This is a genomic window from Chloroflexota bacterium (assembly GCA_026713825.1).
Taxonomy (GTDB): Bacteria; Chloroflexota; Dehalococcoidia; order Lucifugimonadales; family UBA1127; genus UBA1127.
In genome coordinates, this window is the sequence record JAPONS010000050.1 from 1 (window position 1) to 12,533 (window position 12,533).

At 66.2% G+C, this 12,533-nt stretch carries 16 protein-coding genes; 5 read left to right on the forward strand and 11 right to left on the reverse strand.

Features of this window, described 5'->3' with window-relative positions; genetic code table 11:
* Positions 1-272: 272 nt before the first annotated feature.
* Positions 273-1,742 (reverse strand): FAD-dependent tricarballylate dehydrogenase TcuA, encoded by a 1,470-nt coding sequence (tcuA, locus tag OXC99_06515; protein ID MCY4624632.1) that lies wholly within the window; start codon positions 1,740-1,742, stop codon positions 273-275.
* 275 nt (positions 1,743-2,017) lie between these two features.
* Between tcuA and OXC99_06520 the strand changes: the two genes are divergently transcribed.
* From OXC99_06520 to OXC99_06540, 5 genes are all read left to right on the forward strand, one after another.
* Entirely contained in the window at positions 2,018-2,245 is a 228-nt protein-coding gene (locus OXC99_06520; protein ID MCY4624633.1) for a hypothetical protein, read from the forward strand.
* A gap of 79 nt (positions 2,246-2,324) precedes the next feature.
* Positions 2,325-2,543 (forward strand): 2-oxoisovalerate dehydrogenase, encoded by a 219-nt coding sequence (locus OXC99_06525; protein ID MCY4624634.1) that lies wholly within the window; start codon positions 2,325-2,327, stop codon positions 2,541-2,543.
* 110 nt (positions 2,544-2,653) lie between these two features.
* Positions 2,654-2,887, forward strand: a complete 234-nt coding sequence (locus OXC99_06530) for a 2-oxoisovalerate dehydrogenase E1 subunit beta (protein MCY4624635.1) — start codon at positions 2,654-2,656, stop codon at positions 2,885-2,887.
* A complete protein-coding gene (locus OXC99_06535) occupies positions 2,884-3,126 on the forward strand; it encodes a type II toxin-antitoxin system HicA family toxin (GenBank protein ID MCY4624636.1) in 243 nt (80 codons plus the stop codon). The genes OXC99_06530 and OXC99_06535 overlap by 4 nt, the downstream gene beginning before the upstream one ends.
* Positions 3,127-3,164: 38 nt before the next feature.
* Positions 3,165-4,436, forward strand: coding sequence for an MFS transporter (locus OXC99_06540; GenBank protein MCY4624637.1), 1,272 nt, complete (start codon positions 3,165-3,167; stop codon positions 4,434-4,436).
* A gap of 1 nt (position 4,437) precedes the next feature.
* On the opposite strand, the gene OXC99_06545 is transcribed toward OXC99_06540, so the two are convergent.
* The 10 genes from OXC99_06545 to OXC99_06590 form a co-directional block, all read right to left on the reverse strand.
* The gene (locus OXC99_06545; GenBank protein ID MCY4624638.1) at positions 4,438-5,301 is read right to left on the reverse strand and encodes an SMP-30/gluconolactonase/LRE family protein; all 864 of its coding nucleotides are present in this window, start codon (positions 5,299-5,301) and stop codon (positions 4,438-4,440) included.
* A gap of 13 nt (positions 5,302-5,314) precedes the next feature.
* A complete protein-coding gene (locus tag OXC99_06550) occupies positions 5,315-6,238 on the reverse strand; it encodes an LLM class flavin-dependent oxidoreductase (protein MCY4624639.1) in 924 nt (307 codons plus the stop codon).
* Positions 6,239-6,274: 36 nt separating this feature from the next.
* Positions 6,275-6,826: a hypothetical protein gene (locus OXC99_06555; GenBank protein MCY4624640.1), complete on the reverse strand. Its 552-nt coding sequence runs from the start codon at positions 6,824-6,826 to the stop codon at positions 6,275-6,277.
* A 53-nt stretch (positions 6,827-6,879) separates the two neighbouring features.
* On the reverse strand, positions 6,880-7,338 hold the full coding sequence (locus OXC99_06560) for a DinB family protein (protein MCY4624641.1): 459 nt from the start codon (positions 7,336-7,338) through the stop codon (positions 6,880-6,882).
* Positions 7,331-9,334: an acetoacetate--CoA ligase gene (locus OXC99_06565; GenBank protein ID MCY4624642.1), complete on the reverse strand. Its 2,004-nt coding sequence runs from the start codon at positions 9,332-9,334 to the stop codon at positions 7,331-7,333. Before OXC99_06565 ends, OXC99_06560 begins: the two co-directional genes overlap by 8 nt.
* Complete coding sequence (locus OXC99_06570) at positions 9,331-9,768, reverse strand: type II toxin-antitoxin system VapC family toxin (protein ID MCY4624643.1); 438 nt, start codon at positions 9,766-9,768, stop codon at positions 9,331-9,333. Before OXC99_06570 ends, OXC99_06565 begins: the two co-directional genes overlap by 4 nt.
* Positions 9,769-9,776: 8 nt before the next feature.
* Positions 9,777-10,043 carry a plasmid stabilization protein gene (locus tag OXC99_06575; protein MCY4624644.1) on the reverse strand — a complete coding sequence of 89 codons (267 nt, stop codon included), beginning with the start codon at positions 10,041-10,043 and terminating at the stop codon, positions 9,777-9,779.
* A gap of 108 nt (positions 10,044-10,151) precedes the next feature.
* Entirely contained in the window at positions 10,152-10,907 is a 756-nt protein-coding gene (locus OXC99_06580; GenBank protein ID MCY4624645.1) for an SDR family NAD(P)-dependent oxidoreductase, read from the reverse strand.
* A 36-nt stretch (positions 10,908-10,943) separates the two neighbouring features.
* Entirely contained in the window at positions 10,944-11,990 is a 1,047-nt protein-coding gene (locus tag OXC99_06585) for a ketopantoate reductase family protein (GenBank protein MCY4624646.1), read from the reverse strand.
* Between the two features lie 41 nt (positions 11,991-12,031).
* A partial coding sequence (locus OXC99_06590; protein ID MCY4624647.1) for a gfo/Idh/MocA family oxidoreductase occupies positions 12,032-12,533 on the reverse strand: 502 nt, incomplete at its 5' end.

Below are 12,533 nucleotides of genomic sequence, written 5' to 3' on the forward strand. Positions count from 1 at the left end.
CATCACCTGACGCGCGGACGTCCCATACTCCACTACGCTCGCCGCCGCGAGCGCCCCCCAATGCGCCCGAACACCGCGCCGGCCATCATCCCGCCGCCCTCTCTCTCGTCATACCGGCGAATGCCGGTATCCAGAGGGGCCGGGGCCGCCTACCCCACCACGCTCGCCGCCGCGTGCGTCCCGGCAATGCGCCCGAACACCGCCCCGGCCATCATGCCGCCGCCCTCTCTCTCTCCATCCCGGCGGAAGCCGGGATCCAGGGGCAGGGAGGCCTACCCCACCACGCTCGCCGCCGCGTGCGTCCCGGCTATCCGCCCGAACACCGCGCCGGCCATCATCCCGCCGCCCGAGGGGTAATTCCAGTGCCACAGCCCGCCCAGCATCTCGCCGACGGCGTACAGCCCGGGGATGGGCCGGTCCATCGTGTGAGTTACCTCGCAGTTGGTCGACGTCTTCAGCCCGCCGAAGCAGAACGTCATGCCGCACACCACCGGGAAGCCCTCGTACGGCGGCGTGTCCAGCGGCAGCGCCCAGTTGCTCCGAGGCGGCTCCAGCCCCGGCGCGCCCAGCCCGTCGAGCCGGAACGCCCCGAACTCGCCCGGCTGCGTGGCGTCGTTGTAGTCGCGCACCGTCTGCATGAACGTCGGGATGTCCAGGATGCCAAGCAGCTCGGCCAGCTCCTCCAGCGTGTTCGCCGAGAAGCCCGTCGCCTTCTCGTACCCGCGGATCACGTCGAGCTGCCGGTGCTTCGCGTCGAAGAGCTGGAACGCCGCTCCGCGAGGCTGCGCCAGGATGGCCCGCCCCATCTTCGCGTACGTCAGCCCGCGCCACGTCTCGCCCTCGTCGACAAACCGCTTGCCGTACACGTTCACCATGACCGAGAACGGGTACGAGTACCGGCTCCAGAAGTCGCCCGTCTTGTTGTAGCCCGGGTAGTCGAAGGCCGGCCGCTCGGCGTCCTGCGGCGACGCGTGGCAGCTCGACCAGCTCCCGTTCGGCAGCGCGCCGATGTTCATCGCCATCTGCAGCCCCTCACCCGTGTTGAAGGGCGTGCCGCGCAGCTTGACCGTGTCCCACAGCGGCCCCAGGTACCGCGCCCGCATCTCGGCGTTGGACTCGAAGCTCCCCGCCGCCATGATGACCGCGCCCGCGTAGATGTTCATGAACCCGTTGAGCCCCAGCGCACGCACGCCGATGACCCGCCCCTGGTCGTCCTGCAGCAGGTCGACGGCCTGCGTGTCGTACAGCACCGTGCCGCCCGCCCGGTCGAAGGCGTCGAACCACCGCGTCGACATCCCGTGCCCGCCGCCCTCCCACGACACGACGTTCGCCGACACCGGGTTCTCGAAGGTCGGCTCCCAGAGGTGGCCGAGCCCCCGCATCCACTGCACCGTGTCGGTGGAGCGCTCCACCAGGATCGTCGCCAGCTCGGCGTCGCTCTTGCCCTCCGTCACCCGCATGATGTTGTCGTAGTACTGGGCCTTGGTGTAGCGCGTGACCCGCTCCTCCATGCGGCGCATGACGTCCGGCGGCAGGTCGCCCACCAGCGGCTTCACGTCCTCGACGCCCTCGTAGGCGAAGAGCATGTGCACCGTCAGCGCGCTGTTGCCGCCACGGTGCTCCTTCGGCGCCTTCTCCAGCACGACGACCTCAGCCCCGCGCTGCCGGGCCGCCACCGCCGCCGAGAGCCCCGCGTTGCCCGCGCCCACGACCAGCACCTGAGTACGCAGTTCAGCATCCATGTGAGTGTTCCTTCAAGGTGGGTTTGCGCGCCACAATGGGGGTGCCGCGGCGCCCCGCCGAGTATATGGTCGCCGCTTGGCATGGTCAACGCGAACACCCGCACCCCGGACCCCATACCGGCGAAAGCCGGTATCCAGAAACCCCACCCCCAACCGCCTTCGCCAGCCCACAACCACGCCGTTCGCCCTGAGCTTCTCGAAAGGCCTCCCGCCCGTGCGGTATACTGCACAGCACGGCACACCCATAGGTGCAACCTGAGAGGATCGAGGCAACCATGGCGTCCGAACCGGGGCCGGACCTGGTCTTTGAGGTCAGCGTCGACCCGCGCAACGGCAGCTACGTCGCCAACGCGCGCGCCTACGGCATAATCGCGAAGGGCGGCACCATGAAGGAGCTCCGCATCAACGCACTCGACGCCGTCGACGACTACTTCGACGACACCATGCCCCAGCCCGAGCGCGTCCGCTTCCTCTACCCCGCCGGCGACATGCTGGTGGAGTAAGGTGGGCGACAACGAGGGCGACGCCCGTTGCTCACGTGCAGGTGTATACTCAGCACAGAGATTCTGATTGGAGATGGCAATGGCGCATCGCTTCACTGAGATCATCTTCGAGGTCACAGAAGACGAAGGCTGTTACGTTGCCTGCGCGATGGGCTACGGTATCGCCGCTCGTAGCGAGAACGTGAAAGACCTCAAGGAAAAGGTGCGCGAGGCCATACTTGCTCATTTCGATTCTGCCGATGATCGGCCACGCATCGTGCGGCTGCACTTTGTACGCGAGGAACTGCTTCCCCTGTAGCCCTGCCCCAAGTCCAGATGACCCCTGGTCAGCCTTACTTCTGTGCAAAGAGTTACGAGTAGGAGACGATAGACGCTTCCATCCAGAGCATACCCAAAAAGGAGGCGGCGATGAGCGGCGCCGGCAAGCCCGGAGGAGAGATAACGTTCGAGGTCATGGAAGACATCGTCGATGGCGGATATTACGCCAGCGCTTTGGAGCATAGCATTCACACCCAGGGAAGCTCTCTGGAAGAACTGCGCTGGATGGTTCGTGATGCCATTGAATGCCACTTCGATACGGAAGAGGAACGCCCATCTGTGGCCCGCCTTCACTTCACATGGGACGAAGTGCTAGCAGTATGAGATTGCCCAGAGATGTCAGTGGCGATGATCTCGTTCGACGGCTGCGGCGGCTGGGCTATGAACAGATAAGGCAACGCGGATCTCATATGCGCATTACAACTCAGGTGAATGGACGCCATTCCGATACTGTTCCCGGCCAACGCAACATTCGGCCTGGACTGTTGAATAGCATCCTCAAGAGAGTCGCAGACCACCACAGCATGACCGTAGAAGAACTATTGGATCTCCTTGACCTCTAGCCTTACAACTTCCGGCCAGCGCCGGCAAACGGGGGAACATGGCCCACCAGCCAGGGGCTGACCAGGCCCCACCACGCCTCAGCGCGAGGGTCCATCCCTTGGCCTCGCTGGCTTACCGAGACTACCGCCTGCTCTTCCTCGGCGGCTTCTTCTCGGGCTCCGCCAATCAGATGCGGCAGGCCTTCAACCTCTGGCTGGTCTACGACATCTCCGAGTCGGCGTTGCTCGTCGGCTTCACCGGCATCTTCATGGTCATCCCCGCCCTCACCCTCGGCCTCTTCGCCGGCGCCCTCGCAGACGTCTTCGACCGCCGCAAGCTGCTGATGCTGGTCAACGGCTTCAGCATGATCCCACCCCTGGCCATCGGCGCGCTGCTGCTGACCAGCAGCCTGGAGGTCTGGCACGTCTACGGCTTCACCAGCCTGACCGCCCTCATCAACGTCGCGCAGGGCCCGGCCCGCAACTCGCTGGTGCCCAAGCTCGTGCCGAGCACCCACCTCATGAACGCCGTCACGCTCAACGGCAGCCTGCAGCAGGTCACCTTCTTCTTCGGTCCACTCCTCGGCGGCCTCATGGTGGAGACGCTGGGCGCCGGGACCACCTACATCATCAACGCCTTCATCCTGCTGCCGGCGGCGATCATCCCGGCCCTCATCCGCACCTCCGGCAAGCCCGAGGGCGGAAGGGGCCGAGTCTCCATCGGCATGGTCTTCGACGGTATGCGGTTCGTCTGGTCGAGGCGCATCCTCTTCGGCCTCTACGTCACCGACTTCGGCCTCTCCTCCGTGGGCTACTTCCGCCCGATGCTCACCATCCTCGCCAGCGACGTCTTTCACGTCGGGCCCGCGGGGTTGGGACTTCTGTTCTCCGCGCCTGCCATAGGCGCAGTCGTGGGGTTCATCACCATGCTGTTCGTAGGCGAAGTGCGGCGGAAGGGCGCCCTCTTCCTCATCGCCGTGATGGGCTATGCCCTTGGGCTGGTTTTTCTGGGGCTGTCGCAGTGGTTCTGGATGGGGATGGCCGCGGGACTCATACTCGGCTACACGGACTCGATCAGCCTCGTGCTGCGCCAGACGCTGACCCAGCTTCTCTCGCCCGACAACTACCGGGGCCGCGCGACGGCCTTCACGCGCCTCTTCGCGCAGAGCGGCAACGCCATAGGCGCAACGGAAGCAGGCTTCGTGGCGCAGGCAATTGGCCCCGGAGGCGCGCTTGTCGTGGGAGGCGCGGTCGGAGCGGGCCTCATCCTGACTGTGGGGCTGGCGTGGCGCGGCATGTGGCGCTACCGGTCGGACGTGCCGCAGTCCTGAGCTACGGCGTGCCGGGCGGCCTGATGCCGGGCGTGGTCACCCGCACCGAGTACACCGACGTCCGCGCCGTGAAGAAGAGCGTGCGATAGTCGTCGCCCCCGAAGCCGCAGTTGGCCGGGACCTCCGGCAGCACGATGGTGCCGAGGTGCTCGCCGTCGGGGCTGTAGACCCAGCACCCGCCGGGACCTGTGCAGAAGACGCGGCCCTCCGTGTCGACCTTCATGCCGTCCGGGGCGCCCTCCGGCGCGTCCGACACCAGTTCGGCAAAGACCCTGCCGTTGGCGACCGTGCCGTCGGGCTGCACGTCGAAGGCGCGAATGTGCATGTCGGGCCGGGTGTTGGCCACGTAAAGCGTCTTCTCGTCCGGCGACAGCGCCAGACCGTTCGGAAACTCGAAGTCCCGGATGATGGGCTGCAGGTCGCCGTCGGGGCTCAGGCGGTACACGCCGAAGAAGTCCAGCTCCTTCTCGTGCTCCTCCATGCGGATGCCGGGGTCCGTGAAATAGACGCTGCCGTCGGACGCGCAGATGACGTCGTTGGGCCGGTTCAGGCGCTTGCCGTCCCAGTGCGTGGCGATCGGCGTCAGCGAGCCGTCGGCCTCCCAGCGCTGCACCTGCCGGCTCTCCATCTCGCAGACCATGATGCGCCCGTGCAGGTCGTACGCCATGCCGTTCGACTGGTCGCTGTTCTCGCGCACCACCTCCGCCTCACCGCCGGGCACGACCTTGTAGACATGGCTCGTGCGGACGTCATCGAAGAGCCAGTAGCCCTCGGGCACCCACAGCGGCCCCTCCGTGAACACGAACCCCGTGGCCAGGCGCTGAGCCTCACCAGCCTCAACAATCCCAACGAGTCCCTCATCCATGGTCATGCTCCTCTCACGCGGGCGTCACGCCCATCGTCTCAGCCAGGAGGTGTAGCTGGCCCAAGTCCAGGTTGGAGATCTCAATGGCAAGTGTCACCTCGGAAGCCTCCGCCTCGCCGAACTCTCGGAGGGCCACGTCCACCTCTTCCGGCTCGCCGCAGATGGCCGACCGCTCCACGCTGAAGTTGGGGCCGTAGTAGGTGTTCCAGTGCGCCCGCGCCAACTCGAGGGCCCTCTCCCGGCTCGGGTCGATGCTGACGTTGATGAGCTTGCCGAACCCCAGCGTATCCGGGTCCCGGCCCTGCTCCGCAGCGAAGTCACGCACGCGCTTGACCCCGTCGACGAAGGTGTCCGCCGGCATACCCCCCGGCCCGACCCAGCCGTCGGCGATGCCCGCAAGCCGGCGGTGCATCGCCTCGCTGGCGCCGCCGAACCAAATGGGTACGCCGGGCTTCTGAGCGGGCCGCGGCGTCATCGTCCCGCCCTCGATGCGGTGGAAGTTGCCCTCGTACTCAACGTCCTCCTCGGCCCACAGCCTGCGCATGATCGCGACGTTCTCGCGAAGGTGCGTCACACGCTTGTTCATCGGCACGCCGAGGCTGTTGAACTCGGCCTCCGAGCCGCCGATGGAGACGCCGAGCGTCAGCCGCCCGCCGGAGAGGTGGTCGAGAGATGAGGCCGCCTTCGCCAGCAGCACCGGGTTGCGGTATGCGGTCAGCATGACCGCCGTGCCCAAACGGACACGCGTCGTCTGCGCGGCCACCCACGTCAGCATGGTCAGCGGGTCCAGGATGTCGACGCGGTAGAAGACGTGGTCGCCCACCCAGATTGAGTGGAAGCCGAGCGCCTCCGCCTCAAGCACATAGCTGCGCAGGGCGTCGGTGTCGCAGGGGTGAATGGACGGGATGCGTAGCCCGATGTTGACGGTGTCTGCCACAGGATCCTCCCTCTTCGCCGGCCGAGGCCCTCGGCGTCAGCGGCCAGAAGGAGGGCCGTCCGCCTCGGGGTTGTCGTTTGCGCGAATGTCGTCGTCGGGAGGCAGGGCGCCTTCCGGCGACGGTTGGTCTTCGGAGTCGGTGTCGGGCCCGTCTTCAGAGAAGGTCGGCTGCGCCATCATGTTCTCGATCGCGGGCGCGCCGGCGACGCTCAGCGCCGTCCAAAGCTGCCCGACGAACCCCTCCATGTCTTTCGGCCTGATGATGACGCCAGCCTTGTTGACCCGCCGGATGAAGATGCCGGAGGTGAGCGGCACGCGAACGATGTTGACGTCAAAGATCGCCTCGAACGGCACCGCGAGAATGCGGGGTTGGCCGTACATTACGACAAGCCGGTCTGCCATGACGTGGTAGTGCCGCGGCGTGGTGAACCAGTACACCAGGCCCACAACGAGGCCAAGCGCTGCCAGGAAGACCTCTCCGGTCCAGAGCCCAAAGATGACAACACCTATGGCGATGTAGAAGTTGATCATCTGGAAGAATGATCGGTCGTGAGGGGCGCTGAATACGGGCATGTCCTGTTCTTGCATGGGACAAGTGTACCACGTTCTCGCAATAAATCGACGGTTGGCCGAATCGAACTTTACAGTCCCTGCGACTCCCTCCACCGGCGCACGTCCTCTGCGTGCAGCCGCCAGTGGCCGTACGCGTCCAGCCGAAGCCGCTTGAGGAAGCGTCCCTCGCTGGCGTAGGCAGACTCAGGCACGCGGTCGAGCAGCGCCAGGAGCCGCTGGTGCGTCGCCTCCATCTCCAGCCGCAGCCGCTCCAGGCTGAATTGGCTCTTGGCCGCCTGCTGGCGCGCGTTGAACGCGTCGATGCCGCCCTGGCTGGCGTACCGCGGAAGCCTGCCGCCCACGACGATGACCGGCAGCGCCTTGAGCGCCTCCTCTTCCCACGTGGTGATGTGGGCGATAATGTCCCGCACGGACCATACGCCAACAGCCCCGGGCTCGACGACTGCCTCGTCCGGCAGGCCGGAGATGGCGTCCTGCAGCTCCTGCCACCCGGCATTGAGCCGCCGGAAGAGCGCTTCCTTATGCATCGTTGCCGACCCTCCATCCCACGGCCTGCGGACCCCTGCCCAATCGGTTGGCAAGACCGACGAAGTACGTCAATGCCTCCGGATTGGCCATGGATGCGGCCGCCGCGACCTCCTCCGCGGACGCACCCTGAAGGATACGCTTCACCGGCACCTCTATCTTCTTCCCATTCAGTGTTCGGGGCACCGCCGGGGCGGCGTAGACGTCGTTGGGCACGTGCCTCGGCGACAGCGCCGACCTGATCCGCTCCTTGACGCGTGCCGTCAGCGCCTCATCGAGCGTGACGCCTTCCCGCATCACGAGAAACAGCAGCAGTTGCCCCTCCGCCCCCAGGGCGCTCGTGTCGACCACCAGGCTATCGGCCACCTCGGGGAACTCCTCCACGACGCTGTAGAACTCGCTGGTGCCCATGCGCACGCCGCCGCGGTTCAGCGTGGAGTCGGACCGGCCGTAGATGACGCAGCTTCCGCGCTCCGTCACCTTCACCCAGTCTCCATGCCGCCAGATGCCGGGGTACATGCCGAAGTAGCTCTCGTGGTGCTTGCTGCCGTCGGCGTCGCCCCAGAGGAAGATGGGCATCGACGGCATCGGCGCCGTGACGACAAGCTCGCCCACACGCTCTACTCCCGGTTGCCCTGCCTCGTCGAACGACTCCAGCGCCACGCCGAGCTCGCGGCATTGCAACTCACCCGCGTGTACAGGCAGTATCGGGCACGGTCCCGCCTGCGCCGTGCAGATGTCGGTCCCGCCGCTCGCCGAGCCGAGCACCACGTCGCGCTTGACGTGCTCGTACACCCAGCCGAAGGACTCCGGCGGCAGCGGCGACGCAGTCGAGCCGATTCCTCGCAGCGCGCTCAAGTCGAAGTCGCAACCGGGCTCCACGGCGGCCTTTGCGCAGGCGGCAAGGAACGGCGCGCTCGTCCCGAAATAGGTGATGCCCGTGTCCTGCGCCAGCCGCCACAGCGCGTTCATGTCGGGGTGGCCGGGGCTGCCGTCGTAGAGGACGCATGTCGCGCCCACTAGCAGGCCGCCCACCAGCACGTTCCACATCATCCACCCGGTTGTGCTGAACCAGAAGAAACGGTCGTCCTCTGTGAGGTCGAAGTGGAAGGCAAGCGTCTTGAAGTGCTCGACAAGAATGCCGCCGTGGCTCTGCACGATGGCCTTCGGCAGCCCGGTAGTGCCGGACGAGTACAGAACCCACAGCGGATGGTCGAAGGGCACCGGCTCGAAAGTGAGCTCCGCGTCCTCGCCCAGCAACTCCTCCCACCGCATCGCGCCCCCCGGCAGCGCGCGCCCGCCGATGTTCTCGACAACGACCATTGCCCGCAGCCCCGGCAGGCTCCGTCGCACATCCTCCGACACCGCCGTGCGGTCGAACTCGCGCCCGCCGTAGCGGTACCCGTCGACGGTGATCAGCACGGTAGGCTCAATTTGCTGGAAGCGGTCCACCACGCTGCGTTCACCAAAGTCCGGTGAGCACGACGACCACACAGCCCCAATGCTGGCGGTCGCAAGGAAGGCGATGACGGCCTCGGGGACGTTGGGCAGATACGCCGCAACCCGGTCGCCGCGCCCGACGCCAAGCCGCCGCAGCCCCGCCGCGACGGACGCCACCTGCCTGTAGAGCTCATCGTAGGTCATCTCGCCGCCGGGGCCGTCCTCGTTGCGCCACAGCAGCGCGACATGCTCATCGCGCCGCGCGAGGGCGTGCTCGGCGTAGTTGAGCTCTGCGCCGGTGAACCACTTCGCGCCCGGCATGCTCCGGTCGGCGAGCACACGATCGTAGGGCTTGCGCGCCCTGACCCCGAAGTAGTCCCAGATGCTCGCCCAGAACGCCTCCAGGTCATCCACTGACCAGCGCCAGAGCTCGTCGTACGAGCCAAAGTCCAGCCCGCGCGACTCCCGTAGCCACGCCATATAGCGGGTGATGTTGGCCTGCGCCTTCCGCTCTTCAGAGGGCGACCACAGCAGGTCGCCCTCTCGGATTTGGTTCATGTACCCGCTCCGCTGCCGCCCGCCCACGGATCGATCACGTCCACCCCAGTCCCCTCGAAATCCCGCACATTCCGCGTCGCCACTGCCATGCCATGAGCCTTCGCGATTGCCGCAATCATGCAGTCCTCTACAAAATAGGAACTACCAGATCGGCGCCGAGCCTCGAATATCTCTCCAAACAGTTCTGCAGCTTGAACGTCGAATGGGAGAATACGGCCGGCAAACCCAACGAGAAAGAGGTGATTCGCCGCTTCTTCCCTATGGCGCTTGCGGCGTCCATCAGCCATACGGGCAAGGCCCTTCCTGACCTCCGCGAAGCACACCGCTGTGGTGAATTGTTCCTCTCTGGGAATGCCATCCATCCACGTGAGGACGGCCTGGTTAGGCCCCTCCTTCAAGTATTCTGACAAGACATTGGTGTCAATGACAGGCACGTCTTGCCTCAGTCGAATCGCGGTGGTTCGCGGCTGGGCATGGAGCCCCGTGGTTCGATGGGCAGTTCCATCCCACGATAGGGGGCAAGTAGCTCATACAGGTAGGTGCCAAACCCCTTCTCCTCGGCCTCCGCACCTTCCTCTGTGCCACCGTTGAGAACCTCTCCCAGAATGTTTCGCGCTTCCTGCTCCATCGAACACCCGTGTACCGCTGCCCGAACACGCAGTTTGCGCTTAAGGTCATCGTCGAGCTTGCGGATTGTGATGCTTGCCATTCATACACCTTCCGAATATTGGCATGGGCATAGCATACGTTGATTGCATTGAATGCACAAGCAGCAGTGCAATCAATGGCCGCCAGCGAGTTTGGGGCCGCGAAAGACCTAGTAGTGGATCGCCCGGCCCACACCGCCGCCTGCCGCGATGACGTCGCCGGTGATGGCCACGGCCTTGGGCGAACACAAGAATGCTACGACGTTGGCCACGTCCGCCGCGTCGATGACCCGGCGGAGCGTGTTGCCCGCCAGCCGCTCCTCGGCCTCGGGCGTCGTGCGCTCCGTGCGCGTGCCGCCGGGGTGCACCACCGTCACGTTGATGCCGTGCTCGCCCAGCTCGTCGGCCAGGTTCTTGGTCATGGCCACCACGGACACGTTGCGCATGCTGCCGATGGTCGTTCCGCTCTGCCGCGCCGCCATGCCGCTCAGGTTGACGATGCGACCCCAGCCCTGTGCGATCATGTGCGGCGCGACCGCCTGTGCGCAGCGGATGTAGCCCATGACCTTGACGTTCACGTCGTCCCAGAGCGCCTCGACCGTGATTCCGTCCAGCTTCGGCGGCGGCGCGAAGCCGCCGGGCATCGCCGCGCCGTTGATCAGGATGTCCACGCCGCCGAGGTCGGCAACGGCCCGGTTCACCATGTCGCGCACCGACGCATCGTCGCCCGTATCGACGGTGTAGGGCAGCACGCGCCGGCCCGTCTCCGTTGCCAGCTCCTCCGCGGTGGCCGCCAGCCGCTCGGCGTCCCGCGCCGCGATGGCGACGTCGGCGCCCTCCTGACCAAGCACCCGCGCGATCTGCTTGCCGATGCCCCGGCTCCCGCCGGTGACGATTGCCCGCTTGCCTTCCAGTTCCAGGTCCATGCTCTTGGCTCCTTGCGATTGTATTTCTGTCTATCCCTACCCCGCGCTCGCGATGCGCCCCACCCGGTCGACGTTTTCCATACCGACGGGAAACTCGCCTGACTCCACGCCCTTGATGACCGTGACCGCCGCCGCGCTCCACGGCGCTGCGAAGCCGATCTCCTTCCCCTTCTTCACAATGAGGCCGTTAAGGTAATCGACCTCCGTCTTCCGTCCCTTCATCACGTCCTGGTACAGCGAGGGGTACCCCGCCACCGCGGGCGGCGGGCCGGAGAACATCGCCTCCAGCTCCGCGTTGCCCTCCCACGCCGCCGCCTCGATGTCGTCGAGGCTGAACCCCTTCATCGGCGACGGTATCGAGTGCCCCAGCGTGCGCCCCACGCGCAATGCCTCCGCGCCGAACTTCAGCATCATGCTCCGCGACGTTGGGTTTGCACGCACCTCGTGGCTCGTGAGCCCCGTCATGCCCGCCGTAGGGTTTGCCATGCAGTTGATGGCCAGCTTGGACCACCGCTCGCCCCAAAGGTTGTCCGTCACGGTGGTGTTCCCGGCGTGGTCCCAGATCTCGCGCACCATCTGCACTCGCTCGGTGTCGCGCCCGTCCAGTTCGCCGACGGTAAAGGAGACGTTGCCCTTCAGCGCCTGGCTCATCGACCCGGTCTGACGCACGTGCCCGGCCTCCATCAGCCACGCCGAGATCGTGCTGACGCAGCCGATCATCCGGTCCGCGCCCACCAGCGGGGCGATCTGCTCCTCGTTGATGCTGTTCTGCGGGCTGACGAAGAAGCCGCCCTCGGCCAGGTGCGGCAGCATGAGGTCGATCGCCCAGGGCGTGTCGTACGACTTGACCGCGCAGATGATGAGGTCGTACTTATCCGACGCCCCCGCAAGCTCGCGGACGTGGCGAGCGTCGACCTGCACCAGGTGCTCGCCCTGCACACCGTCGAGGAACAGCCCGTCGTTGCGCATCTTGTCGACGTGTTCCTGCCACGGGTCGAAGATGGTCACGTCCTCGCCGCCGCGGGTCATGTGTCCGCCCAGCGTCCCGCCAATGGCCCCCGCGCCTATCACTGCAATCTTCATGTCAACCCCTCCAGTTGTTCCGTCCGTAGAATATACCGTTGCTAGCTGCCGACGTACGCTCCCGCGGGCAGCGCGACCTGGTGCTTCAACGTAATCTCTTGCTGCGTCCTCGCCGACTCCAGGATAGCGAGACACACCTCCACCGTCGCCTTGCCCCACCGTGCGTCATGCACCAGCGGCGCGCCATTGACGACGGCGTTGTACAGCTCGTCCATCACGTCACCCCGCCCCGGCACGCCACGGCCCGGTGGGATGGGCGTCTCTCGCATGCCCTCTGCCGTGTACACCGCGACGCCGTTGGCCGTCGGCCGCAGGTCGCCGCGCTCGCAGCTCACCACCATGACGCCGAAGCGCGGCTGGTTCTGCGGCCCGGACGGCGCCCTGTCTCCGAGCCCCTTGTAGGCGTACACGGACGTCCGTAAGTCGATCTCCTCCTGCCCGCTCACGCCCGCCAGCGACCGCCGTGCCCGCCCGTGGCTGTCGGGTGCGCTTGCGCCGCCGCCCTCGCCGATCCAGCCGTTGAACTCGTCGGTGCTGAAGTGG

What these genes read in the sequence shown, in the direction of transcription:
- tcuA (MCY4624632.1), bottom strand. Translation starts at nt 1,742, where the DNA reads ATGGATGCTGAACTGCGTACTCAGGTGCTGGTCGTGGGCGCGGGCAAC.
- OXC99_06520 (MCY4624633.1), top strand. Translation starts at nt 2,018, where the DNA reads ATGGCGTCCGAACCGGGGCCGGACCTGGTCTTTGAGGTCAGCGTCGAC.
- OXC99_06525 (MCY4624634.1), top strand. Translation starts at nt 2,325, where the DNA reads ATGGCGCATCGCTTCACTGAGATCATCTTCGAGGTCACAGAAGACGAA.
- OXC99_06530 (MCY4624635.1), top strand. Translation starts at nt 2,654, where the DNA reads ATGAGCGGCGCCGGCAAGCCCGGAGGAGAGATAACGTTCGAGGTCATG.
- OXC99_06535 (MCY4624636.1), top strand. Translation starts at nt 2,884, where the DNA reads ATGAGATTGCCCAGAGATGTCAGTGGCGATGATCTCGTTCGACGGCTG.
- OXC99_06540 (MCY4624637.1), top strand. Translation starts at nt 3,165, where the DNA reads ATGGCCCACCAGCCAGGGGCTGACCAGGCCCCACCACGCCTCAGCGCG.
- OXC99_06545 (MCY4624638.1), bottom strand. Translation starts at nt 5,301, where the DNA reads ATGGATGAGGGACTCGTTGGGATTGTTGAGGCTGGTGAGGCTCAGCGC.
- OXC99_06555 (MCY4624640.1), bottom strand. Translation starts at nt 6,826, where the DNA reads ATGCAAGAACAGGACATGCCCGTATTCAGCGCCCCTCACGACCGATCA.
- OXC99_06560 (MCY4624641.1), bottom strand. Translation starts at nt 7,338, where the DNA reads ATGCATAAGGAAGCGCTCTTCCGGCGGCTCAATGCCGGGTGGCAGGAG.
- OXC99_06565 (MCY4624642.1), bottom strand. Translation starts at nt 9,334, where the DNA reads ATGAACCAAATCCGAGAGGGCGACCTGCTGTGGTCGCCCTCTGAAGAG.
- OXC99_06575 (MCY4624644.1), bottom strand. Translation starts at nt 10,043, where the DNA reads ATGGCAAGCATCACAATCCGCAAGCTCGACGATGACCTTAAGCGCAAA.
- OXC99_06580 (MCY4624645.1), bottom strand. Translation starts at nt 10,907, where the DNA reads ATGGACCTGGAACTGGAAGGCAAGCGGGCAATCGTCACCGGCGGGAGC.
- OXC99_06585 (MCY4624646.1), bottom strand. Translation starts at nt 11,990, where the DNA reads ATGAAGATTGCAGTGATAGGCGCGGGGGCCATTGGCGGGACGCTGGGC.